This is a genomic window from Pseudomonas sp. GW821-FHT01E05 (genome assembly GCF_059422425.1).
The window spans coordinates 488068-513596 of record NZ_JBWKWW010000004.1 but is presented as its reverse complement, the minus strand read 5'-3'; the positions used below and the strand labels follow the sequence as shown (position 1 = coordinate 513596).

Genomic DNA, 25529 nt, shown 5'->3' with positions numbered 1-25529 from the left:
GCAGCAGGGGTCAGTCCTCGATACTCGCTCCATCGCTGATTCACGCAGGGAGTGACCTGCGTGAAAGCATTGGTGGCGATGCTAGCGGTGATAAGGCTTGAGACGTCATCTACTATGAAGACAAACTGCCTCAGCCATCGCGCGGATCGTTTTGATCGCTCGTTACCGAGTCAATCCCTTCATTGCGATCACGCCGGTGCCGATTGCCTGCCGCTGGGAAACTGACATGAAGTACGACACATTGATCCGCAATGCCCTGGTCATCGACGGCACTGACACGCCGGGTTTTCCCGCCGATGTGGCGATACTGGATGGCCGCATTCAACGCATCGGTGACATGAACGGTGCTTGCGCTGAAGAAGAAATCGATGCCGCTGGTCGAGTGCTGGCGCCGGGATTTATCGACGTGCACACCCACGACGACACGGTGGTGATCCGTCAGCCGCAGATGCTGCCCAAGCTCAGCCAGGGCGTGACCACAGTGATCGTCGGCAACTGCGGGATCAGCGCCTCGCCGGTGAGTTTGCGCGGCGAACCGCCGGACCCGATGAACCTGCTGGGTGCGGCCAGCGCTTTCGTCTATCCGACGTTCAGCGACTACCGGGCCGCGGTCGAAGCGGCGCACCCGACCCTGAATGTGGCGGCGCTGGTCGGCCACACGGCGCTGCGCAGCAATCACCTGGATGACCTGTATCGCACCGCCACGCGCGGTGAAATCAACGCCATGCGTGAGCAATTGCGCGAGAGCCTGGAGGCCGGCGCTTTGGGCTTATCCACAGGGCTGGCCTACGCCAGTGCTTTTTGCGCACAGACCGATGAAGTGCTGCAACTGGCTGAAGAGCTGACAGCCTTCGGCGCGATTTACACCACCCATTTACGCAGCGAGTTCGAGCCGGTGCTGGAGGCGATGGACGAGGCTTTTCAGATCGCTCGTCACGCCAGCTCGCCGGTGATCATTTCCCACCTCAAATGCGCCGGTGCCGGCAATTGGGGGCGCAGCCCGCAGCTGCTCGCATCCCTTGAGCGTGCCGCGCTCAGCCACCCGGTGGGTTGCGATTGTTATCCCTATGCGGCGAGCTCTTCGACCCTGGACCTCAAGCAGGTTACCGACGCTTTTCGCATCACCATCACCTGGTCGACACCCCATCCTGAGGTGGGCGGCCGCGACCTGATGGATATCGCCGCTGAATGGGACCTCCCGCTGCTGGACACAGCCCGCCGCCTGCAACCGGCTGGCGCGGTGTATTACGGGATGAACGAGGCCGATGTGCGGCGCATCCTGTCGCACCCGTTATCGATGATCGGCTCCGACGGTTTACCGGAAGATCCGTTCCCGCATCCGCGTTTATGGGGCACTTTCCCGCGGGTGCTCGGGCACTTCAGTCGCGATGTGGGGCTGTTCCCGCTGCACACCGCCGTGCACAAAATGACCGGGCTTTCGGCTGCACGTTTCGGCCTGGTCGAGCGCGGTGAAATTCGCGAAGGGCATTGGGCCGATCTGGTGTTGTTTGACCCGGCGCGGGTGCGTGACGTGGCCGACTTCAAGGACCCGCAACGGGCAGCAGAGGGAATTGATGGGGTATGGGTCAACGGCGTGTGCAGTTATGCGGATGGTCAGGTGAATGGACGGCGTGAAGGACGTTTTTTGGCGCGGGCGGGGGATCTGCGGCGCAGGTTTGTTCCACATAAAGGTTGATCAATGCACAAGCTGCGGCGAGGGCGCCTGCTCCCGTTCGGCCGGTTCGCGCTCGGGCGAAGCAGTCCATTGCGGGCAAGCCTCGCTCCCACCGTTGACCGCGTAATCCTGTGGAAGCGGCTTGTCCTCGCCAGGTCAAACCCGGAAGCGGCTGACCATCGTCTGCAACTGGTTGCCCAGTCGCGCCAGTTCAACGCTCGATGCCGCGGTTTCATCGCTGGCGGCGGCGGTCTGTTCGGACACATCGCGTACGTTGATGATGCTGCGGCTGATCTCTTCGGCCACGGCGCTCTGTTGCTCGGCGGCAGCGGCGATCTGCTGGTTCATCGACTGGATGCTGGACACCGTGCGGGTGATGTTTCCCAGCGAGGTACCGGCCTTGCGGGTCAGCTCGACGCTGCTGTCGGTCAGGTTGCGGCTGTTGTTCATCACCGCGGCGACTTGCTTGGTACCGTTCTGCAAACCAGCGACCAGCCCTTCGATTTCTTCGGTGGACTTTTGCGTGCGCTGAGCCAGGCCACGGACTTCGTCGGCGACTACCGCGAAACCGCGACCGGCTTCACCGGCGCGGGCGGCTTCGATGGCCGCGTTGAGCGCCAGCAGGTTGGTCTGTTCGGCCACGGCTTTGATCACGTCCATGACGCTGCCAATCTTGTCGCTTTCCTGTTGCAGCACGGTCATGGCGTCGGTCGAGCGCGCGACTTCGGTGGCCAGGCGTTCGATCTGCGCGATCGCTTCACAGACCACTTTGTCACCTTCGCGGGCCTGGCCGTCAGCGTCGGAGGCGGCTTGTGAGGCCTGTTCGGCATTGCGCGCGACTTCCTGCACGGTGGCGGTCATTTCGTGCATGGCGGTGGCGACCTGATCGGTCTCGATCTTCTGGCTGTTAACCCCGGCGCTGGTTTGTTCGGTGACGGCCGACAGTTCTTCGGCAGCGCTGGCAATCTGCGTGACGCCGTCGCGAATGCCTCTGATCAAGTCACGCAAGGTCACACCCATGCGTGCGATGCCTTGCTGCAATACGCCAAGCTCGTCGCGACGGGTGACATGCACATCGTGGGTCAGGTCGCCCGAGGCGATGCGTTCAACTACGGCCAGGGTTTCGCGCAGCGGGCGGGTAATCTGTCGGGTGATGATCACGGCGGCCAGAATGCCGACCAGCAACGCCAGCAGGGTGCTGATCAATTGCAGGCTACGGGCTCGGGTGCTTTCGGCATCGCGGCGGTCCAGCTGGATCTGGTACAGCTCATCGCTGCGGGCAACGATGTCATTGCCTTGATCGGTCATTTCCTTGCGGGCCTGATCCGCGTCACCGTCCGCTGCTTTAAAGGCCTGCAGCGCGCTGCGATAGCCGATCAGGGCGCTTTCCAGCTGACGCAGTTCGTCCTGTTGAGTGCCGCTAAAATGCAGGTTGAGGTCATTCAATCCGGCGATGGCCGCGTCCAGTTGAGCGACGGCTTTGTGTTCGGTTTCAGGGTTGGTGTCGGCGGTGTAGCCACGCACTTCGTAGCGGGCGAGCTGGAACGCCTCTTTGGCTTTGCTGATCGCCAGGAATTGCTCGAAACGCTGATCGCTCAAAGGCATTTGCTGTACGTGGGTGTTGATCGCGGCGATCAGTGTGTTGGCGCTCTCGGCGTTATTGCCCATGGTCTGGCGAGCGGCGTTGCCTGCGCGATAGGCGCTGCGCATTTTGTTCAGCGATTGCTGGTAAGCGTCGATGGTCGCGCTTTGCTGCTTGAGCAGCTTGAGGTTCTCCGGGCTCTTGAAGCTATTGAGCAGGGATTTTTGCTGGGCAACAAACCCGTCGAGGGTGGTTTGCACATTCTGTGCGGCGGTCTCGTCGCCGTTGGTCAGCATGTATTGCAAACGGCTGACGCGCAGTTTGGTCAAGCCGGCGTTCAGTTGGGTGATATCGCTCATCCAGTTGCTACGATCGATCAGACCGCCAAGGCTGGTCCAGCCTGTCAGGGCCAGGACCGTAGTGAGCGCCAGTACCACGCCGAACCCCAGGCCCAGTTTCAGGTTGACGCTGATATTGCCGAACCAGCTATTCATTGCAATTACTCCAGGAACGTTGCGAGTGTTGGTCGTCAGTTGGCTGGAAGTTTGTTGTTTTTGGTAGCCAGCAAGGTTTTGGTGTAGTGGTGTATCGGCAGCGTACGCGAGAGCTGAAACGGTTTTTGTCCTGCCTTCATGGACGATGGGGGCGAGCCGTCTCTATTGCGTGCGGCGTTTGATCTACAGGGGAGGAGTGGTCGAAAATACCGGTGCCCGGACGTGCTTGTTCTTTGAGCTTTTTTTCACATTCATTTCACTGGGGCCCGACGTCGCGCCCCATAGAGTCTTTTGTTCACTTGGGCGCCCGAATCACGGGTTGTTCGTTTTCAATAGCGCAGTTGCCATGGGTGTTTTGTACCTTTGGTACGGCTCGCTTATAGATTTTTCGCCACAGGGGCAACTTGATCGTGGGATTAAGATTTGGTTTAAGTGGCGCTACGAAATATAGAACTATTGCCGTAGTACTGTTGTGTGCGTTGTTTGTTATTGCGCTGACTGTTGTTCTTTTAAGGCCGGCGGCGGTGCCTGATCTGGTCCATGGCAAAACCTCCGGGTTAGTGCAACTGAGGGCGGATTGGGCCAAGGGCGAGATGATTGTGCTGGTTCGTCACGCCGAGCGCTGCGATCACTCCCGCGCCACTTGCCTTGGCAGTGCCGATGGCATTACCGAGCGCGGCCGCGACGTCGCCGTCGCGGTAGGTTCGCAATTTGAACATTTGGGTCTGGACAAGGCTGACATCTACCACAGCCCTTTGACCCGCGCAGCGCAGACATCTTCCTTCATGTTCAAGACGGTCGATGCGGGCCAGGATTGGCTGATCAACTGTAAAGGCCATATGTTGAAGGACGTCCTCAGCCACAAGGTCGCCGGCCGAAACCTGATTCTGGTGACGCACAGTGAGTGCATGTCGGAACTTGAAAAAAACATGAAGTTCGCTTCATCGACGCTGGGCTATGGCGCATCGCTGTTTATTTCAACTGCGCTGGCGACTGGAAAGCCTCAGATGCTCGGCTTCATTGACGCGTCCGACTGGAGTTCAGTCATTCCCCAATAACGAGTCTGACCGGCTGAACGTCGTCGCCTTCCCAGCTGTTTGCGCTGGCTATCAGCGGTTGCACGGGCACCGCTGGATAGCAGCCAATACACCGTTGTTGGCCATGGCGAAGGACAGCCACCGGTTTGTCCGCGCTCAGGATGCTGCGATCAACGCCAAGGGCGGCGATGCCATGATCAATACTCAGGTCCAGGAAAAGCTCGTGTGATTCTGGCGAAATACAAAAAAAACGGCACCTGATGAAGGTGCCGTTTTTTTTTCCTGCAGTTAGCGTGGGTCTATGGGTCTATTGCCCAACGAAATAATAATCCTGCTTGCCCACAATCATTTTTTTCAACACTTTCAAGGACGCTGGTGGTTCAGTGTTACTGGCCATGAGCGCCACATGATTGGGTGATGCCGTGAGAAATTCACCCAGCTCAGCTTCAGTCTCCAACCCCTTGAGCAGGCTCTGGGTATAAAACACGCTGGCTCCGGCTGTACGTTCATTCGCCTGATACAGCGCGACCTCTTGCCCGTTGGCCTGCATTGTCTGAATTTGCTGTGTCAGCGGCAGGAAGGACAATTTGCGGTCAGCGCGAGGCGCAGCCCATTGCGCGGCCGCCAGGTAGATGCAGATCACCAGGCTCAGCACACCGACCACCAGGCCTCGACGGTGCCGGGCAAGCTTGCCGATAAACGTCGTAGCGTTGGTACGTTCGCGCAGTCGCTCGAACAGCACCGAGGCGTATTCAGCCGCCAGCACGGCAGCGGCGGGCGTCAGTGACATCAGGTACACCGTGCGTTTGCTGGAGGCGAAGCACAGCAAGGTGAACTGCGCCAGAATCCAGAGGGTGAAAAACAACAGGTAACGATTGCTCATCAGGCTTTTGCGGAAATGCCAAAGGCCCAGGTACACCAGAATGTTCCATGGCAGAAAGGCCTCTGGCAGCTTGGCCAGATAGTAATAGAACGGTTCATAGTGTCCGGCCAACTCGAACGAGCCACCAAAGCGCCCGATGCTGTTGGTCCACAATACTTCCTCTACCGCCTGCAAACCGCCTCGCTGATAGAGCATGAACAGCCAGATCACCAAGGGGATCAGACCGAGCAATGTCAGCAGGCCCGGACGTACCCAGTCCGACAGCTTGAGCCGTTTCTCGATCACGCTGTCGGCCACCAGATAGGCGAAGATCACCACCCCCGGCATTGCCAGCCCCAGCACACCTTTACTCAAGCTCGCGATGGCGATGCCCAGCGCGAACAGCAACCAGGTCGCCATGACTGACTGTTGTTCAGCCTGTCGCCGGTTAGCCTGAAAAAACGCCAGCAAGGCCATCGTCACGCCAAGGCTGAGTAGCGCATCCTCACCAACCCCGCGAACATTGCTCCAGTAACTGGCCATGGTCGCCAGCATGATGGCCGCGGACCAGGCGATAGTCGTCGGCCGATCGAACCTGCGCAGCATGGTGTACAGCAGCATCACACTAAACAGCCCGGCGAAGGCCGAGGCCAGCCGCACCGCCCAAGGCGTGCCGCCAAACGCGCGGATAGCTGCGGCGTCGATCCAGAGGCTCAGCGGTGGCTTTTCCAAAAAAGGCTGGCCAAATAGTCGGGGCGTCACCCAGTCGTTATCCAGGTGCATCTCCATTGCAATCCCGGCGACCCGGGCTTCGGTAGAACCTTGCAGCTGGTGATTGCCAAGGGCAAAAAAGAACAACAGGCAAGTGAGCAGGAATAAGAGTGGGGCGGGTCGGGACATAGGCTTCTGGCTACCAAGGAAAGGAATAGGGCCGAAGAACATTCAGGCAGTCGGGAAAGTATACGGGACTAGTTCTCAACAAAGTGTGAACAACGGTGTGATGTAGTAACTCGGCATGTCGACGCCTGCGTTCTCAAACTCTTGGCAAAGATACCCCAGAGCGAAGCTTTTCTGATGATCGCACGCTCAGTGGGCGCGGGATTACCAATGGATGGCAAAAGGTTGCCTGGTGGCGGAGAACGGCAATAAAGCACCTGCAGAATAATTCACCACCGACTCATGTTCGGTGAGCGTGCCGTTCATCGCCAGCCAAGAACCTAACTTCAAGACCTCTGTCTCATTGGAATGAATCCAAAGCGCCGGGAGGCATCATGTTTATAAAGAAGAAAAATTTGATGGTTATGGCTGTATGCACCTTGATGCTCGCCGGGGCATCCATGCTTCCTGGTGAGCTATCTCCCATCTCCTCTGCTTATGCAAAAGGCAGCGGTGGTGGTGGCGGTCACGGCGGTGGTAATGGTGGTGGTAATGGCGGTGGTCATAGTGGGGGGGCTGGTGGTGCTGGCCATTCTGATGGCGCGGGCGGGATAGGCATGGGCAAGGGGTTAAGTGGCGATCGAGCTGCAGATCGTGCTGAAAAGGCTGCAGATCGAGCTGAAGACCGTGCTGGAAAGGTTGCAGGTCGCGCTGAAGACCGTGCTGAAAAGGCTGCAGATCGCGCTGAAGATCGTGCTGAAAGGGCTAAAAAGGCTGGGGTCGCTGAAAAAGCCGTGAGGGATAGGGGCATCAGCGGCAAGCATTCTGGAAGCCTGCGCAATAATAACAAAGGTCATGGTTCGGTCACTTCCGGAGTGGCGCACTCTAAAGCTACCAGAGGGGTGGCCAAGGCCACTTCGATTGCTAAAACCACGCCAGGCGAACACAACACAAAAGGTTTGAGCAACGCCGCCACCTCAACGATGAAGAACGACCGCTAGTTGCTGGTTTGACCGGTATTCACTGCAGTGTTCTCGGTGAATACCGGTCATTTCACATCTGAGACACCCTGCATACAGGTATGACTGGGCATTTTGGTATTTCTGATCAATGTGCTCGTCTACCTGTTATCTGCGATTTGGCTTATTGAGATACCGCCAGAATTGGCGCGGTTGTCTGGCTCCCCAATTTTGGGGAGTGAACCACCTGCTGGCTCAAATTTACGCCATCGAGTTCTTGAGGCGTTACCGGGGCTGCTTGCTCAGCCAGAGTCAAGGTCAGAATCAGAACAGCAAAGCCTACTATCACTGGGAATGATCCGCGCCAGAATACGATGCGTCGGCGGCGCTGGTTTGCGTTCATTTGTGCTATCCCCTTTCAGCTCTATGGCTGCCATATGGCGAAAACATTCCGTTTGTTTATCACTATGCCGCCTCAATGTAGTTTCTGCCGTCGATAATTGCCAGCCCGCGAAAACCTGCTGGTTGCCGGTTGTTGTTGCTGGGCGCCAATCAGATGATCGGCTTACATCGCGTGTCGCGCTACGCTTCACGACCGAACTACTTCAAGCCAATCTCCACAACCACCCGCTCCACCTGCTCGGGCGGCGTGCCTCGACGGCTGAGGTGGCTGATGCTCATGATCACCAGTGGGGTGAAGAGGGCGATGTAGGCGTTGTCGATGCCGAACGGGTTGCCTGCCAGGAACCAGCCAACGGTGGCAACCAGGGAGGCGATGATGCTCAGAAATGCGCCTGCGGCGGTGCCGAATTTCGGTGCGTAGAACACCATCAGCACCAGCACGGCCAGGGAGGCACGGAGGGCTTTGCCGAGGAAGGCGATCATCAGTACTTTGTCTGAGGTCAGCGCCAGAGCGATGGGCAGCAGGCCGACGGCGATGGTTGCCAGGCGTACGAAACGCAGGGATTTGACGTCGCTTTTTTCCGGGTTGAACCAAGGCTCGTAGAAGTCGCGCAGCAGCAAGGTGGCCGAACCCATGCTAACGGCCGAGATGGTGCCGAACAGCGAGCCTGCCAGGCCAGCGACCACCAACCCAGCCGTCAGTTGGTCCATGCTTGCGATCAGGCGCGGGAAGGCTTGCAGCGAATCGACCGCGGGGAACAACACCGCGCTGCACATGCCGATCAGTGCCGCGCCGATGCCGAACGGGATCATCAGGATTGCGCAGTAGAAGCAGGCGCGCTGGGCCTTGCCGGCATGGCTGACCGTGTTCACCGCCTGAATCACGTATTGGGTGGAGAAGATCGAGCCGATTCCGGCAATCATCCAGGCGACGATCTGACCCCAGCCGATGGCGGTCCAGTCGAACATTCGCTCCGGCAATTGAGTCTGCAACGCACTGATCCCGCCGACCTGTTTCAGGCCGAACCACAGCGCCAACGCGACGCCGAGGTATTTGAGACTGGCGTGCACGAAGTTGGTGTAGATCACCGAACGCATGCCGCCGATGCTGACATACAGCACTGAGACCACGCCGACGATGATGATCGCCAGGGTGCGATCCACTTGCAACACGCTGGCCAGGACCGCGCCGCCGCTGGCGTAGATCGAGACCGCGACAATTTCCAGGGCGAAGATGGTGATGATTGACGTAGCGAAACGGGTTTTCTGACCGTAGTTGTGCGCCAATACGCCGGAGATGGTGTTGTCGCCCAGCTCCTTGTACTTGCGCGCCAGCAACCAGGCGAATAACACAAAGCCCAGTGCTAGTGCGAAGAGGTTCCAGGCGGCGGAGATCCCGACTTTGAAGCCGGTCTGGGCGGTGCCAATACTGACCGCCGTGCCGATGAATTCCGACAGCATCAAAAAGCCGATCAAAAATGCCGGAAACTGCCCGCCGCCGGTGGTGTAGTTATTGGCACTGCGAGAGTGCCGGCGAACACCGAAACTGATCAGCGCGAGGCTGAGCATGTAGATGCCGGTGATGGAAAGGACGATCCAGGAAGAAGAAGACTGCATGTTTGTCACCCGATCAACGTGTTGAAGGTCGAAGGGGATACTGCCGAAACGCTTTCGCATGTGCGGATCATATGTATATCCTCTAGGTATTGTTGTAATTGAAGGTAGTTTCCTCTCCTGTGTTTTCGGTCGTCTAATATTGAGTAAGTATGGTTTGGTACTTAGAAGGTATTGTGGGGAACAGTCTGCTTCTCTCAAATCAAGGCCGCCGATTTCGCCGAGTACGCAATGCCGTTCACTCAAGGATTGTCGACTGACTTTTTCAGGGAGCCGTGGAGCAGAGGGGAGGGTGGCTGAGTAGTTCTGGCCAGCGGCGAGCCCAGTCGCTTTCATGGCCCATGCCCGGCACGATATGGCTGTGCGCGCATCCACTGGCAGTGGCGCTGACAAACCGTTGCGCGATCACCGGTGGCACGACGCTGTCATCGGCACCACTGAAATGAAGCTGCGGAATCGACGCGACCTGGCGTGCAACATCGATGGCATTGAGCGACTCAGGCATCGCCGACACCTGATGCAGGCGGTTGACTTCGACAGGGTCGAGGTTGCCGGACACGGTGCGCAGCGAGGCGATATCGTGACGTCTGGCGGCGATCAACACCACCAGTGCACCACCGCCCGAATAGCCGACCAAATGGATGCGCTGACCGGGTACTCGTGCGGCGTAGTGCGTGACTGCCTGGTCCATTGCGGCGACCACCTCCTCTGAAAAACGCCTGTGGGTCCAGTAGGCTTTTTCACAGCGTGGGTTGACCGCCAGCGGCGTGAATTGACAGGGGCGTGCCAGGTACACGACGTTGGGTGCCGGGTCTGCCACCGCCAACGCCAGGCCCTCGGCCTGATGCGGTGTCGGATTTTCAGACGGCACGGTACGCGAGCGCCAGGCCATGCCGTCGCCCTCGATGTAGAGGGTCAGCGGCAGGTCTGGACGGGTTATCCGGTAAAAGCTGGTCAGCACAAAGCTGTCGGTATCGACCTGGTCACGCTGCAAGTTACCGGTGTGCGCCAGGGTTTCGGCGTGCCGGTTCGGATCGGCGCAACCTGTGAGGATTCCGAGCAGCGCACACACGCAGGCGAACACCGTTAGCAGGCGCTGTGCCAGCGCTGCGCTTGAGTCGTTCATGCTTCGGCAAGTCCCAGCGCCGCCAACAGCGGTCCGAGCTGTTTGGCATGCGCGCGCCAGCGACCTTTCGAGGTTTTGTAGAGGGGCTGCCGCACTTGATTGACGCTCGCGGTGCGCACCACGCGTTGGGTCTTGTGGAAGTCCATGCAGGCCTCATTCCAAGGCAGGTCAATGAAGTCGATCAAGCGCTTCGCCTGTCCTTCCAGATCGTCGACCACCGCTTCGTAGTCCACTTAAATAAAGGATTCGACGGGTAGCATCTGGCGCAAGTGAACCCTCAAGCTCTGGTAGTCGCGATAGAACTGCCCCAATTCGGCGTGGTCGTAGCTGAACAGTTACTCACCGCCGAATTGCTTGTTGTAACAGGATAGGCAGGTATCGACCGGATTGCGGCGGTAGTGAATGATGCATGCACCGGGCAAGATCAACGGAATCAGGCCGGCATAGACAAAATTGCCCGGCATCTTGTCGACCAGGCGATCCCGACCGTCGGCCAGGAAGTGAGTCACACAAATCCAGCGGAGATAAGACGATGCGATTCATGATTATTGTGAAAGCCAGCCAGGATTCCGAAGCCGGCGTGATGCCCACCAAAGAATTGTTGACCGCGATGGGCAACTACAACGAAGAGCTGGTCAAGGCCGGCATCCTTATCGGCGGCGAAGGCCTGCACCCCAGCAGCAAAGGCACCCGCGTGCGCTTCTCGGGCGAGACGCGCACGGTCATCGACGGCCCGTTTGCCGAAACCAGGGAACTGGTCGCCGGCTACTGGCTGTGGCAGGTGAAGTCGAAGCAGGAAGCCATCGACTGGGTCAAACGCTGCCCCAACCCGATGCCGGGTACGGACGCCGAGATCGAGATTCGCCAGGTGTTTGAGGCGGAGGATTTCGGCGCCGAGCTCACACCGCAACTGCGCGAGCAGGAAGAGCGTGTGTGGGCACAGGCGAAAGAGCAAGCGAAGAAGTGCTAATACAGATTCCGCATCTGCGTGATCGCTCAGGCCAGGGGTCGTGGTCTGCTCCTGATTACCTAAAATTTCCTTCAACCCCAAAAAAGGGCGACGCTGAGGTCGCCCGTTTTTTATGACGCAATCTGCGCCTGCAAGCGTCGCCCGATGACGTCCATTAAATCGCAGCCGTCGCGCAGCGGGATAGCCAGCACCCGCGCGAAGTCGTGCAGCAGCGCGGCGTCGCTGTGAGTCTCCTCGCGCAGGGCGAGGTTTTCCAGCAGTTGGGTCACGGTGCGGATACGGTAGGCCGCGGTTTCGTGCAGTACGTCGAGGGGCGCTTCGGTGTCGATCATCAGGGAAGGGATGGTGCAGTCCAGGCCGGTGATGGCCATGTATCGAGCCATGGGCAAAACTCCATTCGATAAAACAGCGCTACCACTCAGTGGCGGGAGGTTGGCTTGACCCCGGACACCTGCGCATCGGGCGGGTCGCTCGGCGGCTTCGTGGAGTTTGCTGGAATCGGGGGCGTCGGAGGTGGAAAGGATTGGGATTTCGGGAGGGTCGGGGGTGATTTTTTTCATAGTGAAGCTCCTTTAGCAATTCAATGAACTGCCAATCTCACTTCCACATGAGGGTGGCAGCTGTACGCAGGTGTGGAAGACCGGGGCTAAAGGAACCCGGCGCACTCGAAAGTGCCCCGCGCACAGCTGCCATAACACAATGATGCAGGCATAAAAAAACGCCAGCATGTGTTTATGGGCGCTTGAACGCCTTTAGCTACAGAACGGACTTCCACATCCGGTCGCTGATTTTGCAGCGACCTGCGAAGATTATCTTCGTGGGTCATCCTGCGCAAGTTCACCCAAGGCGTTATAGGTTGCAGGAAACGTCTGAAGCTCACAGATTGCGACTAATCGGGACTGTCAGATTTTTTGTGTCCGATCCAGCGACGAACCACCGTCAAATCCGTAATCAACGTCGGCTGCAACCCTGCATCAAACAGCGCAAACCCAGCCGCCACTCAATGCCGTGTAGAACGAAAGTGCTCGTTCGAAGTTATTGACGCCGATGAAAGTGTGCGAGAACACAGTAGGCTCCGAAAGTTGTGGGGCTTACGCAGTCACCCCGCCAGCGCTGCGAAGCCAGGAAAGGGCTTGAGGGCGTAGTACTGCACGTCGAGCAGCTTTTGCGCCACATATGGCAGGGCTTCTACAAAATGCATCGCTTCTTCTGGAGTGGCAGTTTCCAGTTCCAGTAATGCGCCTGCGCCTTCCAGCAACCCATGTGCGGCGCGCACGCAGCCGGTCGCAAAGCCTTGCCAGACGGCCTGCATCTCCGGCGCGGCAAGGCTCGCCAGCGTTTCACTAGACGCGTTCGCTTTGCGCGTGAGGATCACGATCGTCTTCATCTCAGCGCTCCAGAATGGTGGCAGGGACAGGGGCGCTGTATTCCTCGGCCGCAGCGGGTTGAGGGGCATCGGCGATATGAGCCGTCAATCCTGTCTGAGTCGGTGCAATGTGGTCGGCCAACACGTGGCGGTCTGGATAGTCACCGCCGTTCTGTGGGCGGAAAGCAATCGGCGCGTCGTCGAACAGACGCTCCACTCGGCCGCGCCAGGCTGCAGCCGCTTCGGCCATAGCTTGGGCGTCGATTCTACCCGTTCCATACACCGCGAAGGTGGGCAGCACCTGCATGCCAGGAAAGAACAGCGCACCGTGCGTGATGGGAAAGAGCAATTGCTCCAACGACCCGTTGATTCCACGGGGAGAGTAGTCGTCTGCCGGCCCGCCGACAGAGACCGCCAGCAGCGCGCGCTTTCCTTCAAAGCCGCCTTCGCCGTAGCGATAGGCGTTACCGGCCCCTTGGTAGCCGTAGGCCAAACCATAGGCCCACACTCGGTCCACCCACCCCTTCATGATCGCCGGCATGCTGAACCACCACAGTGGGAACAGCAGGATCACCGCATCCGCCGCCAGGATCTTTCGTTGCTCTTCTTCGACGTCGGGAGTCTGGCAACCGTTGGAAAAGGCGTGCCCCGATTCCTCGATGAAAGACAGACGTTCCTGATTGGCACGTTTGGGAAAATCCTCGCCGTCGAACACTGCCTTCCATCCCATGGTGTACAGGTCAGAATGCATTACCTCGTGGCCCTGGGCCTTCAGTACTTCGATGGAGATATCGACAAGATGACAGGTCACGGAAGTCTGCTCGGGGTGAGAATGGACGATAAGAACTTTTTTTCTGCTGGTTGAGTGCATGGCTTGGTTTTCACAGGGTAATGAGACAGGTGGCAGTCTGTATTGGCCTAAGGTATCCGTGAAATCAAAATAATTTTCCGCTACCATCCATTCAATGGATACCAAAAGACGTTTGGACCTTAACCTGCTGGTCACTCTGGAAACCCTTCTGGTGGAACAGAACGTGACTCGCGCGGCTGAGCGCCTGCACCTCAGCCAGCCGGCAGTGAGCGCACAGTTGAACCGCTTGCGCGAACTGTTCGATGACCCTTTGCTGATACCGGTGCAGCGCGGCATGACGCCCACTGCCAAGGCCATTGAGCTGCTTGATCCGCTTCGCCTCGCGCTGGATCAGGTGCGCGCCACGGTGGCCGGGCACCGCCACTTCGACCCGATAAAGGCTCGACTCACTGTCGCTATCGCCTGCACCGATTACCTGCAGAAGACAGTGGTCCAGCCGTTGGCGGTTGCGCTACGAAAGCAGGCACCCGGTGTGCGGATTGCCTTGCGCCATCTTGATCCGCCAGAGTTGGAAGCGCAGATGGCCAGTGGCGAAGTGGACCTGGCGTTGATGACGCCCGAGCATGGCCCAGTCAGTCTGCGCAGCCGGCATCTGTACGACGAGCGCTACGTGCTTATCGGCAGGCATCGGCATCCGGGACTGCGACTAGGGCTTTCTGTGGAACAGTTCGCGCGGCTGGACCATATTGTCGTCTCGCTGCGCGGTGGCGACTTCACAACCCCAGTGGACGACGGGCTCGCAGCGCTAGGCTACAAACGTAACGTTGCGCTTTCCGCGGCATCGTTCCTGCTCGTACCTGAAATCGTCGCCAACTCTGACTTTATTGCCCTGGTGCCGGAACGGCTGGTGCAAGATCGTAGCGAGGCGCTCACGGTGGTTGAATGCCCTTTCCCCGTGCCGGGCTTCACCGTGAGCATGCTGTGGCACGAGCGCAACCATGGCCATAGCGGCCAACGCTGGGTACGCGAAGTCATCATGGAGTTGGCAGGCAAGTTGTAATCCACGCGGGGTCGGGCCCGTTAGTGGGTTGGTCGCTGTCAGAAAAGCCGGACGCCGAGGTGGCTATCAAAGGAAATCGGAGACCACGATTTATTTCGCATCTGCGTGATCCCTCAGGCCAAGGATCGTGGCCTGCCCCCTAATTACCTAAAATATCTTTCAACCCAAAAAACGGGCATTTTGTTTTTCCTTGTGTGGGTTGGTACTGCGCAAGGAGGCTAGCAGTGTTGTTGAGTGGCGCGAGGTGGAACCGCGCATAATCGATGATCGGCATCACTGACGACGGCACTGGAGATTGATTGCGCTGGCGGCGTGCCAGGCGTATGTGAGGGAGTTGAATCGATAGGGGGGGAGCGGCATATTAAAGCGGTAGGTATGCCTTCACGCAGGCAATCACACCCTGCATATCCTCGGCGCTTAGGCGGGGGACAAAGTATTCACGACCACTGCTTCGAGTTTTTCTGTGTAACTTGTCGAGGCGCTCAAAGCTGACCGTGTAGATCATGTCACACTTCACCCACAGCTCCTTGTAGCCATCGGTAGGAAGGGGATTGGTACGCAATAGATGGTGCCAGTCCTGCTGAATCTCCGGCGTGGTGGAGGAGATAGGGACGACAGTGCAGAGCTTGCGATTATGTGTGGCAGTAGGGGATATCACCACGACCTTGCGTATCTTCAGCATTTCAGGAGCAACAAAGCCCCGTGTGAAGTCGCACAGAAGAACATCGCCTTGCTTGGGGTGGTAGTAGAGAGGCAATCCTTGATCCCCATATAAAGCAAAGCCGCCCGAAGGCGGCTTCAATCGACACGCAGCTGAGCTTGCATCGCCCCTTCTGCGCCGCTGGATCAACCCCGAAAAGGATCCAGACTCCTGCCAGCTTTCGCTGGTGACAAGCCGATTATGGCTATTGGCGATACCAAATTCAAGCCAGCTTGTACCGTATAGGGCGGCATAGGGCGGTCTAGAGAGATTCAAGGTCTAACAAAATCAATGGGTTGCGTCGTGTCGCGACACGTTTTATTTATTCTGAAAACGTGTCGCGGCATTCATCCTATACGGATAACCGTACACTTACAGGTCCGCTCCACAAAGCAGCACTTTGAGTGCTTCGATTGAAGACCTGCCGATAGCCAACCCTTCTTGAGACTCAATGCTAGTCGAGAGCTTTTTATCAATCATGGCAAAAAGCTCTTCGGTGCTGATGCTTACCACGAACTCACAATCTGTCCCTGCTTCGATCTTTGCGGAAAACCTCGCCGACACTCCGCCTTTGTACGCATCGAGCCTATTGGTCAGATCGCCCTGCAAGAAGTCTCTTCTGACCGTCCTGAGCGTGAGCGCGCGTCGAGTTATCTGCATCCTCTACTCCATAAATGCTGTCATTAAGCCGGCATCACCGAGCCAAAACCACCCATTCAGGCACAAAAAAGGCACTTGCGATAAACGCTAAGTGCCTGATTTGTATAGCTTGTTTGGTGGGCCGGGGTAATTTGAATCTGCTCGGTAGCCTATTGATTTATAACATTAATATCGGGTTTGATTTTTTAGTTGGAATACCGTGCGAAATTGCACACGTGCTACGGCACTCATCACTCAGCAGCGAGCGCGGCGTCCCCCCGTACCTGTTGGGTGTCAGCGGCCGTCTGGCGACCCACCTTGAACCATGCGGCGTACAACGCCGGGACGAAGAAGATCGTCAGTAGCGTCGCCACGGTAAGGCCGCCCATGATCGCAATTGCCATCGGTCCCCAGAACACACTGCGCGTTAGCGGGATCATTGCAAGCACGGTGGCCAGCGCCGTCAGCATCACCGGACGGGCCCGGTGAATGGCGGCATCCAGCACGGCATTCCACGGGTCGCGCCCTTCGGCGATCTCGGTTTGCACCTGGTCGATCAGGATCACCGAGTTGCGCATGATCATGCCACCCAGTGCGATGATGCCGAGGATCGCGACGAAGCCCAGCGGCGACTGGAACACCAGCAGCGCCGGCACCACACCGATCAGGCCGAGCGGTGCAGTCAGCATCACCATCCACATGCGGGAAAAGTTCTGCAGTTGCAGCATCAGCAGCAACAGGATGGTGATCAGCATCAGCGGGGCCACGGCGAGCAGCGCCTTGTTGGCCTTGTCACTTTCCTCCACCGCTCCACCCACGTCTATGCGATAGCCCGTCGGCAGCTTGGCTTCGATGTCCTTAAGCAACGGCTGGATCTCCTGCGTCACCGATACACCTTGCTCGCCATCCTTCACGTCGGCACGCACCGTGATCGCCATGTCGCGGTTGCGGCGCCACAGCACCGGCTCTTCCAGCTCGGAGCGCAGCTGTGCGACTTGCGACAGTGGCACCACCGTGCCCTGGCGCGTGTAGAGGTTGATGTCTTTCAGTGTGTCGAGGCTCAAGCGCTCTTCAGGCACGGCACGGGCCACGATGTCGATCAGGTCCTCGTGCTCACGCAGCTGCGACAGGGTTGCGCCGTTCATCACGGTCTGGGTCGCCAGTGACACGTCAGCCGGCGTGAGGCCAAGCGCGCTCGCCTTGTCCTGATCAAGTTCCACTTTCAGCATTCGCACCGGGTCGTTCCAGTCGAGTTGGAGGTCGCGCACCTTCGGACTGGCCCCGACCACCTTCTCCACATCGCGGGCGATCTGGCGCACCACCTGGGTATCGGGGCCGACGACGCGGAACTGCACCGGGTAACCGACGGGCGGCCCCAGCTCAAGCCGGGTTACACGCACCCACGCCTGCGGGAACTGCTGGTCGGCCGCGGCCATCAACCGCGCACGCACCCGCTCGCGGGCATCCAGATCCTTGGTCATCACAACGAACTGGGCAAATCCAGGATTCGGCAACTCGGGGTTGAGCGAGAGATAGAAGCGCGGTGCGCCGGCGCCGGTGTAGGCGGTGAAGTACTTGACTTCCTCGTCCTTCGACAGCTGCGCCTCCATCCGCTTCACCTGCTCGGTGGTCGCCGCGAAGGACGAACCTTCTTTCATGCGCAGGTCGACGACCAGCTCAGGGCGCGAACTGTTGGGGAAGAACTGCTGCGGCACCAACTTCATGCCGGCCAGAGCAAGCGCCAGGGCGCCAAACGTTGCGCCGATGACCACCCAGCGACGCTCAATGGCGGTGTCGATCAGACCGCGCAGCTTGCGGTAGAACTTCGAGTCATACGGATCGCCGGCATGCTGGTGCTTGCCGAAGTCATTGGGCAGCATCTTGACCGCCAGGTACGGCGTGAAGATACCCGAGCAGATCCACGAGAACAGCACCGCGGCGCCGACGATCCAGAAAATGCCACCCGCGTACTCGCCGGTGGTGGACTTCGAGAGGCCGATGGGCAAGAAGCCCACGACGGTGATTAGTGCACCGGTCAGGCGCGGCATGGCGGTGGACTGGTAGGAGAACGCGGCCGCCTTCACGCGGTCCATGCCGGCCTCCATCTTCACCACCATCATTTCGATAGCGATGATCGCGTCATCGACCAGCAGGCCAAGAGCAATGATCAGTGAGCCGAGCGAGATGCGCTCAAGGTTCCAGCCCATTGCCAGCATCACCAACGCCACGCCACCCAACACCAGCGGCACCGAGGTCGCGACCACAAGGCCTGTGCGCCATCCCAGACTGGCCAGGCTCACCGCGATCACGATGATCAGCGCCTCCATCAGCGACCGCTCGAAGTCCCAGATCGCGTCCTTCACAGTGGAGGGCTGGTCGGCCACGCGCTCCAGTTCCACGCCGTGCGGCAGCTCGGACTGGATCTTGTCGACCGCTGTCTCCATCGCTTTGCCGAGGTCTACGATATTGCCGTCGTTGGTCATCGTGATGCCAAGCATCAGCACCGGCTGGCCATTGTGGCGGACCGTGTAGGTTGGCGGGTCCTCAAAGCCACGCGAGACGGTCGCGATGTCGCCGAGCTTGATCAGCCGGCCGCCCGCGGCGATGGGCACGTTGCGGATAGCCTCTTCGCTGGCGAACTGGCCGCTCACGCGCACCATGACGCGGTCGCCGTTGGTGTCGATCTGGCCTGCGGGCAACAGGGCGTTCTGGCTCTTGAGGCTTTCGGCGATGGCCAACGGTGTAATGCCCAGCGCTGCCAGGCGTTCGTGCGAGAACTCGACGTAGACACGCTTGGCCTGCTTGCCGATGACATCGATCTTCTTGACCATCGGTACCTTCAGCATGCGGCGCTTGATGTCCTCGGCCGCGTCCGACAGGTCGGCGTGGCCGACGCCGTCACCCTTGACCGCGTACATCAGGCCATACACGTCGCCATACTCGTCGTTTACGATTGGGCCGATCACGCCGTCAGGCAGCTCACGGTTCAGGTCGTTGAGTTTCTTGCGCGCCTGGTACCAGGCCTCGCGCTGGTCGGCCTTGGAGGTGCCGCCGCGCACGGTAAGCGTCATGCCAGCGTAGCCTTGTCGCGCGTAGGTGACCACCTTCTCGAAGTTGTCGATCTGCTCGAATTTCTTCTCCATGCGATTGAGGACCTGGTCTTGCATCTGCTGGGCAGTTGCGCCCGGCCAGATGACGATCGCGGTCATGGAGGGCACGGAAAAGTTCGGATCCTCGAGCTGACCGAGCCTGGTGAAGCTGAAGGCGCCGGCCACTGCGACAATGAGGAGCATGAACAGGACGATGGCGCGATGACGCAGCGCCCAGTCGGTGAGGTTGAAGTTGTTCATCGGGCGGCCTGCTGCGTGGTGTTCGCGTCAACAATCGCCGCGCCGGGCAACGCGACCTTCAGTCCGGACGTCATCTTCTGGACCCCGGCAGTGACGACCAATACGCCGGCCTGCGGCCCGGAGACGAGCACCTCGTCGTTGCGGTAGCCCCAAACGGCCACGCGCTCCAGTTCGACGGTGCCTACCGGATCCTTGCCCGCGGGAGTGACCACCCACAGCGCCGGCTGGCCGCCACTTTGCGTCAGTGCCGTGGCCGGCACCGCCGCCACGGAGATACTTGTCATCATGCGCTCGGCCGTTACCGTGGCAGTGGCGCCCAGCGGCAGCGCCTGCACCGGCTTAAGCCGCGCGCGATAGGTGCGCGTCTGCGCCGCAGCCTGTGGCGACAACTCGCGCAGCGTGACATCGAAGGTCTCGTTTGGCGCGCTGGCCAGCGAGGCCTTGAAACGCGCCTCCTTGAAAACCGACAGCTGATCCTCGGGCACATCGACGACGATCTCGGATTCATCCGGATTCGCAATCGAGACAACCGGTTGGCCCTCCGCCACGATTTGCCCCGCCTCAAAGCGCACAGCCGTGACGACGCCGCTTCGAGAGGCGCGCAGCACGGTGTATTTGAGCCGGTTGCGCGCGAGCTCAAGCTTTCGCGCCTCGGCCTCGGCGGTCGCATGCGCGGTCTGGGCATTGGTATGGGCACGCTCGTCGTCGGCCGCACTGACCGAGCCGTCAACCTTCAGCGCGGTCAGGCGCCGGCGGTCCGAGTCGGCCTGATGCGTCTGCTCGACGGCAACCGCCCACTGTTGCTGCGACGCTTGCTCAGCGAGGCGGTAATCGCTGTCATCCAGCACAGCCAGTATGTCGCCTTCGTGCACAAACTGGCCTACATCGACCTTGCGCTGGGCGACCTTGCCGCCCACGCGGAAGGCCTGGTCGACTTCATGCCGCGACTGTACGGTGCCCACGTAGCGACTGATGTCGCGGGCATTGTCATAGTTGATTTCAACGGTGCGTACTGGCCGTGGTGCCTGCACGGTGGGCTGGTCCGGGCTACACGCGGACAGCATGACGGCGACGGCCAGGGCGCCGGCCGCAGTAAGGGAGGTTTTCAAGGCGGTTCCTCTTTGAAAAACGACAGATTCTTAGGAAAGTGGGGGCCGGTCGGCTGCGGTGGCTGCGGTGGGGGTGGCGGGTTGTTCGAACACCTGCCAGCCCCCGCCCAGTGCCTTGTAGAGCTGCACGCTATCGAGCAGCAGGCGGGTGTTGCTGTCGTTGGCGTTCAGGCGTGCCGCCAGGCGCGCCCGCTGCGAATCCAGCAGCGGCAACAGGTCGATCTGCCCGCGGTTATAGAGCGACTGGGCGCGGTTCTGCGCAGACTCCGCGGATGCGGCGGCCAATTGCAGCGACCCGGCGCGGCGGCGTTCCTGCGACAGCGTGACGAGGGCGTTCTCCACATCCTCCAGCGCCCGTACGATGCCGTCTTCGGCGCGCAGCAATGCCTCGTGTTGAGCACTTTCGGCAGCCTCGTTGATCGCTTGTGTGCGCCCGGCGTTGAAGATCGGCATCGCCAGCAGGCCCGCCACGTTGGTGAAGCGTGCAACGCCAAGATCGGCGCCGTTCACGTTCAGGCCCTGGCGGCCGAAGGACGCGCCGAGGAACAGTTGCGGGAACCACTCGGCGGCGGCCTGCTGGCGGCGCGCATTGGCTGCGTCGAGCTGCGCCATCAGTGCCAGCACGTCAGGTCGGCGTTGCAGCAGCGCGGCGGGCTGCCCCGGCTTGGCCTCGGGCACCACTGCCACATCGCTACTCGAGGGCTGGATGTTCGCGGTATTGAAGGACTGGTCGGCGATCAGCACCGCAATACGATGGCGCGACACGGCTGCCAGCGTTTCCAGCGGCGGAATCTGCGCCCGCGCCGACAAGGCGTCGGTCTGTGCGCGCTCGACGTCGAAGGCGGATGCCAGCCCCGCCTGCTGACGCGCGGTGATCAGACGCAGCGTTTCGTCCTGCATCGCCGAGATGGCGCGCAGCGTTGCGACCTGGCGCTGCGCGCCGACCAGTGAGAAGTAGTTGCTGACGACGTCGCTCATTACCAGCAGGCGTACACCGCGCATGCTGTCCTCTGCGGCCAGCGCATCGGCGTCGGCCGCCGCTGCGCCGGCGCGCAGGCGGCCGCTCAGGTCGAGCTCCCACGAGACGTCCAGGCCCACACTGGTGGTCTTGGTATCTGGATAACCCTGTTTCGTGGCCGAGTTGTAGCCGCTGCTGCGATCGCTGCCGGAGGCGGATGCGCCGACGCTCGGGAGCAACCAGGAACGGCTGACCGTTTCGCCGGCACGCGCAGCGCGCAGACGCTCGGCGGCAATCTTCACGTCGCGGTTCTCGCGCGCTGCTCGGCGCACCAGATCAGTCAGCACCGGGTCGTGGTAGACCTCCCACCACGCCGCCTCGGGTTCCATCTCGGAGGCCGTGCTCGCGGCGAAGTTGCTCGGCAGGTCGACCGACGGCTTGACGACCGGTGTGGAGCAACCGGACAGGGTGAGGGCGATCGAAGTGGCAAGGGCGGCCACAACGGCGAGCCCGGCTTGTTGCAGGGTCGTCCGGCCGTTGTGGAGGGGCGGTGGAAAGGAAACTGGAAGTCGCGGCATCGCATTGGACTCGTGAAGATTCGAGATGGCATCAGCGTAGGGCCCGGTGTGCGCGAAGTCGTCAGCGAAGCGTCGCCGTTCGGTCGCCATATCGAGCGCTCATTTATGTTGGAGACGTCATTCGCCGTCGGCATCTGCCGTGTGCTCGCCGGCCGCTGACGCGAGGTCCGAGTCAATCGACTCCAGCAACGCTTCGGCGGACGAAAAGTCGCGCTGACGCCCGGTGACCAGGTTTTCGAGGCGGCCCACGAGGGCCCCGGGCATGGCATCGCTACGCAGCTTCACAACGTACGAGCGGCGGTTCGGGTACTTGGATTCAGGGTTCAGGCTCATTGCAGACCAGGGGGGCAAGAAAGTTCGACGACAGCGTAGGCCGCCCCCTGGGTCGAGTCGTAAGCGAAAGGTCAGACTTCGGTCGGGACTGCGCCTGCCCCGCACAGAAGTCGTGTCGCTTCAAGCCAGCTTTGCAGCCTGAAGCAGCGAGCGTGCACGTTTCACCAGCTCGGTTCCGTCAGTTTCGGGCAACTGGTCAACCAGCGCCGCCAAGGCCTGGCGGTCCTCAGCCGTGGCGTTGTGGTGCTCGCACAGCTCGACCAGCGCGAGCAGCTCCAGCCACGGTGCTTCCTGGGTACGAGCCTCCTCAATCGCATGCCGAACCGCAGTGTTGCCGGCGTCGAACCGGCCCTGCATCCGCGCAATCGCTGCCTCCAGTAGCAACAGTTGCGGCAGGTATACGCGCTCGCCCAGTTCTTCCCCCACCCGTAGTGCTTGCTCTAGCTCGACTCGCGCGGCGTCGCAATCACCCGCCAGCAGCAACGCCTCGGCGGCGTAGCCGAGCACCTCGCTGGCACCGGAGCGCATGCCGAGCCCGGTGTGTTCTTCGTAGGCCTCGCGGATGCGTCGGTAGCCGTCGCGCGGCGCGCCATTGCGCGCATCGGCCCAGCCGCGCCACCAGCGGCAAGCCGTACGCCCCAGTGCGAGCGAATACTCATCGACCAGCTTCTGCATGTCGTCAGCCAGCGCTGCTACACGCACAGGGTTGCCCATCCGCACCTCGATCAACACCTCCTGCCAGGTGGCGACCAGCCAGGTCATGGGTTGGCGAAGCACCTGCGCGCGGGTCCGCGCCCGCTGCATGTGGGCTCGGCCTTGCTCAATCAGGCCAGAACGCACGAGTTCTATGGCCAGCATACCGTGCAGCATGACCTGAGGATCGGCCGCAAAAATCTCGTTCGCCCCGATGTCCAGCGGCTCGGCAATCGCGAGGGCGCGCTCTAGCCAGCTACGGGTTGTCTGCGTGCGACCCTGGAGGTGATGCACCTCGCCCTGCACGATGCACGCTGCGAGCATGAGCGCTGGATCGTTCGCCTCGCACGAGAGGGCTTCGGCGCGTTCCGCCACCTCCAGCGCCAGCGCATAGTCACCGCGCAGACCAAGCAGATAGCCGAATCCGTGCAGCAGGCGACCGCGCATTGGATGTTCGGGTACATCCGCTAACAGCGTGTACGCGCGTTCGAACGCGTTCCTGGCTTCGTTGCCGACACCGACCGTATGAAAAGCCGACACGCCCTGCAGCGTGGCCAAGGTAATTTCGAGCGTATCGCGCTCGGTCCCTTCTGGTGCCTGCGTCAGCAGGACCAACGCGCGCTCAGTGAGGGCGATGCACAAGGTCGGGCTAAAGTGCAGCAGCGCGGCTTCTGCGGCCTCGGCGTAGTAGCGCAGCGCGACCATCGGCTGCCGAGCCCGGTCGAAGTGCATTGCCAGCTCCGAGGCAGCGACCGGCATGCCGGTCGTGCGCTCACGTTCGAGGGCAGTGCCAACCTGGCGATGGAGATGGGTGCGCAATGAGCGTGGCGTGCGGTCGTACAGCACTTGGCGGAAGAGGGCATGCCGGAACGAGTAGGGTGGCTCTACCGACTCTTCAACGTCGGTGGCCCGCGATCGTGTGAGCCATACCTGCTCGCGCACCAGTTCTTCGCAGGTGTCGGCCACAGCAGCGAGGTCGCGCTCGAGGGCCAGCGAAACCGTCTCGACCCGGAATTCGACTCCGCACACCGCTGCCGCCGAGAGCAGCGCACGCTGCTCCTGTCCGAGCTTGGTGATGTAGTGATCGATGATGGCCGCGAGGTTCTCGGGGACCGCCAATCCCGCCAGCCGAGCCTCGATGGTGGCGTCGTCGTCCGTTGGGTCCATCACTTCACTGATGACTGACGATACGAACAACGGCACACCGTCAGTACGCTCGTGCAGGGCACGTACGAAAGTTTCATCTCGCGCCAACGAGAGGGAATGCAGCGCAACATAGTCAGCGACCTCGGTTTCCGAGAACGGATCGAGCACCACTTCCTCGCACAGGCGTTGCAGGCGCAGTTCGTGGCGCAACGAGCTGAGCGGATGATCGAGCGCTACCACCTCGGCGAGGCGAAAGCTCGACAGCCACATAAGCCGCATGGGGCTACGTCGCCGCGCCAGATAGTCGATGAGCTGGACCGTCGCCCGATCGCTCCAGTGCAGGTCTTCGGTCACCAGCAACAGCGGGCGCTGCTCTGTGTAGCGGTCCAGCAGTTCGCCCATTTCCCGGAGCATGCGGTCCGGGCCGATGCCAGCAAGCTCGCGCCGCAATGCATCTCGCTCCTCCATAGTGCTCAGCCACGGCAGTTGCAGCAGCCAGGTCGGCGCCACGGCGCGCAACAGCGTCGGCAGGGTGGGGTCGCTGCGGCACAGATCGGCCAACGCCTCCAGCACCGGCAGGTACGGCTCGCCGGCACCGTAGTGTTCCACGCAATGGCCGCGTGCGCAGGCGATGCCGCCGCCAAGGCTGGCGAGGAAATACTCGATCAACGTGGTCTTGCCAATCCCCGGTTCTCCGGCGAGCCAGACCACTGCACGTTGGCCACCGTAAGCCCGCTCCCACGCCCATTGCAGCTTTGAAACCTCGTCGGTGCGACCGATGAATGGCGGCGACGGATGCGCGCCAGCCGCGGGTAACGTCGTGGATGCAGGCGGCATCGAAGGGGCAGGGGACGGCGCGGCGATGAAGCGATAGCCGCGCCGCGACACAGTCTCGATGAAGCGGGGCTGCCTGGGGTCGTCGCCCAGCACCTTGCGCAGATCGCTGATGGCCGTCTTCAGCACCGAATCGCTGACAAACCGGTGCCCCCACACTTCATCAAGCAAAGCATCCTTGGTCACCAGCGATCCCGGCTGGCGTGCAAGTGCGCAAAGCAGGGTGAAGGGCGTTGGCGCCAACGCCATGGCTTCTCCATTACGTGACAAGCAGGCGTTGGCCTCGTCGAGCTCGAAGTCGACGAAGCAGAGCTGGACTGGGTTCGGATGGGGCTGAGGACGCGCCACGTTGGAT

At 60.5% G+C, this 25529-nt stretch carries 21 protein-coding genes and 2 pseudogenes; 5 read left to right on the top strand and 18 right to left on the bottom strand.

Annotated features, from left to right (window positions below):
* Positions 1–226 precede the first annotated feature (226 nt).
* Positions 227–1696, top strand: a complete 1470-nt coding sequence (locus tag AC07W5_RS11610; protein WP_495023398.1) for an N-acyl-D-amino-acid deacylase family protein — start codon at positions 227–229, stop codon at positions 1694–1696.
* A 135-nt stretch (positions 1697–1831) separates the two neighbouring features.
* Here AC07W5_RS11610 and AC07W5_RS11605 read toward each other — a convergent pair whose 3' ends face one another.
* Complete coding sequence (locus AC07W5_RS11605; protein ID WP_495013250.1) at positions 1832–2536, bottom strand: methyl-accepting chemotaxis protein; 705 nt, start codon at positions 2534–2536, stop codon at positions 1832–1834.
* Between the two features lie 201 nt (positions 2537–2737).
* Positions 2738–3616 (bottom strand): annotated as a pseudogene (locus tag AC07W5_RS11600) (methyl-accepting chemotaxis protein); the annotation flags it as partial.
* 542 nt (positions 3617–4158) lie between these two features.
* On the opposite strand from AC07W5_RS11600, the gene pmrG reads away from it, so the two are divergent.
* Positions 4159–4809 (top strand): lipopolysaccharide core heptose(II)-phosphate phosphatase PmrG, encoded by a 651-nt coding sequence (pmrG, locus tag AC07W5_RS11595; RefSeq protein ID WP_495023424.1) that lies wholly within the window; start codon positions 4159–4161, stop codon positions 4807–4809.
* 286 nt (positions 4810–5095) lie between these two features.
* On the opposite strand, the gene AC07W5_RS11590 is transcribed toward pmrG, so the two are convergent.
* Complete coding sequence (locus AC07W5_RS11590; RefSeq protein WP_495023397.1) at positions 5096–6550, bottom strand: ArnT family glycosyltransferase; 1455 nt, start codon at positions 6548–6550, stop codon at positions 5096–5098.
* Positions 6551–6921: 371 nt separating this feature from the next.
* On the opposite strand from AC07W5_RS11590, the gene AC07W5_RS11585 reads away from it, so the two are divergent.
* Positions 6922–7527 carry a hypothetical protein gene (locus AC07W5_RS11585; RefSeq protein WP_494995405.1) on the top strand — a complete coding sequence of 202 codons (606 nt, stop codon included), beginning with the start codon at positions 6922–6924 and terminating at the stop codon, positions 7525–7527.
* Positions 7528–8085: 558 nt separating this feature from the next.
* On the opposite strand, the gene AC07W5_RS11580 is transcribed toward AC07W5_RS11585, so the two are convergent.
* The 4 genes from AC07W5_RS11580 to AC07W5_RS11565 all read right to left on the bottom strand — a co-directional run bounded on the left by AC07W5_RS11580 (position 8086) and on the right by AC07W5_RS11565 (position 11136).
* Complete coding sequence (locus AC07W5_RS11580) at positions 8086–9504, bottom strand: sodium:solute symporter family protein (RefSeq protein ID WP_494995404.1); 1419 nt, start codon at positions 9502–9504, stop codon at positions 8086–8088.
* Positions 9505–9766: 262 nt separating this feature from the next.
* On the bottom strand, positions 9767–10627 hold the full coding sequence (locus AC07W5_RS11575) for an alpha/beta hydrolase family protein (RefSeq protein WP_495023396.1): 861 nt from the start codon (positions 10625–10627) through the stop codon (positions 9767–9769).
* Positions 10624–10860, bottom strand: a complete 237-nt coding sequence (locus AC07W5_RS11570; RefSeq protein WP_495023395.1) for a hypothetical protein — start codon at positions 10858–10860, stop codon at positions 10624–10626. The genes AC07W5_RS11575 and AC07W5_RS11570 overlap by 4 nt, the downstream gene beginning before the upstream one ends.
* Before the next feature lie 102 nt (positions 10861–10962).
* A complete protein-coding gene (locus tag AC07W5_RS11565) occupies positions 10963–11136 on the bottom strand; it encodes a sulfotransferase family protein (protein ID WP_495023394.1) in 174 nt (57 codons plus the stop codon).
* A 23-nt stretch (positions 11137–11159) separates the two neighbouring features.
* On the opposite strand from AC07W5_RS11565, the gene AC07W5_RS11560 reads away from it, so the two are divergent.
* Positions 11160–11597: a YciI family protein gene (locus tag AC07W5_RS11560; RefSeq protein WP_495023393.1), complete on the top strand. Its 438-nt coding sequence runs from the start codon at positions 11160–11162 to the stop codon at positions 11595–11597.
* Positions 11598–11707: 110 nt separating this feature from the next.
* Here the strand turns inward: AC07W5_RS11560 and AC07W5_RS11555 are convergent, their stop codons facing one another.
* The 4 genes and pseudogenes from AC07W5_RS11555 to AC07W5_RS11540 all read right to left on the bottom strand — a co-directional run bounded on the left by AC07W5_RS11555 (position 11708) and on the right by AC07W5_RS11540 (position 13834).
* A complete protein-coding gene (locus tag AC07W5_RS11555) occupies positions 11708–11980 on the bottom strand; it encodes a hypothetical protein (protein WP_495023392.1) in 273 nt (90 codons plus the stop codon).
* Positions 11981–12499: 519 nt separating this feature from the next.
* Positions 12500–12597 (bottom strand): annotated as a pseudogene (locus tag AC07W5_RS11550) (hydrolase); the annotation flags it as partial.
* Positions 12598–12696: 99 nt separating this feature from the next.
* Positions 12697–12984 carry a hypothetical protein gene (locus AC07W5_RS11545; protein WP_495023391.1) on the bottom strand — a complete coding sequence of 96 codons (288 nt, stop codon included), beginning with the start codon at positions 12982–12984 and terminating at the stop codon, positions 12697–12699.
* 1 nt (position 12985) lies between these two features.
* Positions 12986–13834 carry an NAD(P)H-dependent oxidoreductase gene (locus tag AC07W5_RS11540; RefSeq protein ID WP_495023390.1) on the bottom strand — a complete coding sequence of 283 codons (849 nt, stop codon included), beginning with the start codon at positions 13832–13834 and terminating at the stop codon, positions 12986–12988.
* A gap of 112 nt (positions 13835–13946) precedes the next feature.
* Here AC07W5_RS11540 and AC07W5_RS11535 point away from each other — a divergent pair, with 112 nt between their 5' ends.
* Entirely contained in the window at positions 13947–14834 is an 888-nt protein-coding gene (locus AC07W5_RS11535) for a LysR family transcriptional regulator (protein ID WP_495023389.1), read from the top strand.
* A 361-nt stretch (positions 14835–15195) separates the two neighbouring features.
* Here the strand turns inward: AC07W5_RS11535 and AC07W5_RS11530 are convergent, their stop codons facing one another.
* The 7 genes from AC07W5_RS11530 to AC07W5_RS11500 all read right to left on the bottom strand — a co-directional run bounded on the left by AC07W5_RS11530 (position 15196) and on the right by AC07W5_RS11500 (position 25522).
* Entirely contained in the window at positions 15196–15810 is a 615-nt protein-coding gene (locus tag AC07W5_RS11530; protein ID WP_494995382.1) for a type II toxin-antitoxin system PemK/MazF family toxin, read from the bottom strand.
* A gap of 96 nt (positions 15811–15906) precedes the next feature.
* Positions 15907–16194: a hypothetical protein gene (locus tag AC07W5_RS11525; protein ID WP_494995381.1), complete on the bottom strand. Its 288-nt coding sequence runs from the start codon at positions 16192–16194 to the stop codon at positions 15907–15909.
* 230 nt (positions 16195–16424) lie between these two features.
* The gene (locus AC07W5_RS11520; protein WP_495023388.1) at positions 16425–19523 is read right to left on the bottom strand and encodes an efflux RND transporter permease subunit; all 3099 of its coding nucleotides are present in this window, start codon (positions 19521–19523) and stop codon (positions 16425–16427) included.
* The gene (locus tag AC07W5_RS11515; RefSeq protein ID WP_495023387.1) at positions 19520–20632 is read right to left on the bottom strand and encodes an efflux RND transporter periplasmic adaptor subunit; all 1113 of its coding nucleotides are present in this window, start codon (positions 20630–20632) and stop codon (positions 19520–19522) included. The genes AC07W5_RS11520 and AC07W5_RS11515 overlap by 4 nt, the downstream gene beginning before the upstream one ends.
* 30 nt (positions 20633–20662) lie before the next feature.
* Positions 20663–22168 carry an efflux transporter outer membrane subunit gene (locus AC07W5_RS11510; protein WP_495023423.1) on the bottom strand — a complete coding sequence of 502 codons (1506 nt, stop codon included), beginning with the start codon at positions 22166–22168 and terminating at the stop codon, positions 20663–20665.
* Positions 22169–22285: 117 nt separating this feature from the next.
* A complete protein-coding gene (locus AC07W5_RS11505; protein WP_494995378.1) occupies positions 22286–22501 on the bottom strand; it encodes a hypothetical protein in 216 nt (71 codons plus the stop codon).
* A gap of 120 nt (positions 22502–22621) precedes the next feature.
* The gene (locus tag AC07W5_RS11500; RefSeq protein WP_495023386.1) at positions 22622–25522 is read right to left on the bottom strand and encodes an AAA family ATPase; all 2901 of its coding nucleotides are present in this window, start codon (positions 25520–25522) and stop codon (positions 22622–22624) included.
* Between the last annotated feature and the right edge of the window lie 7 nt (positions 25523–25529).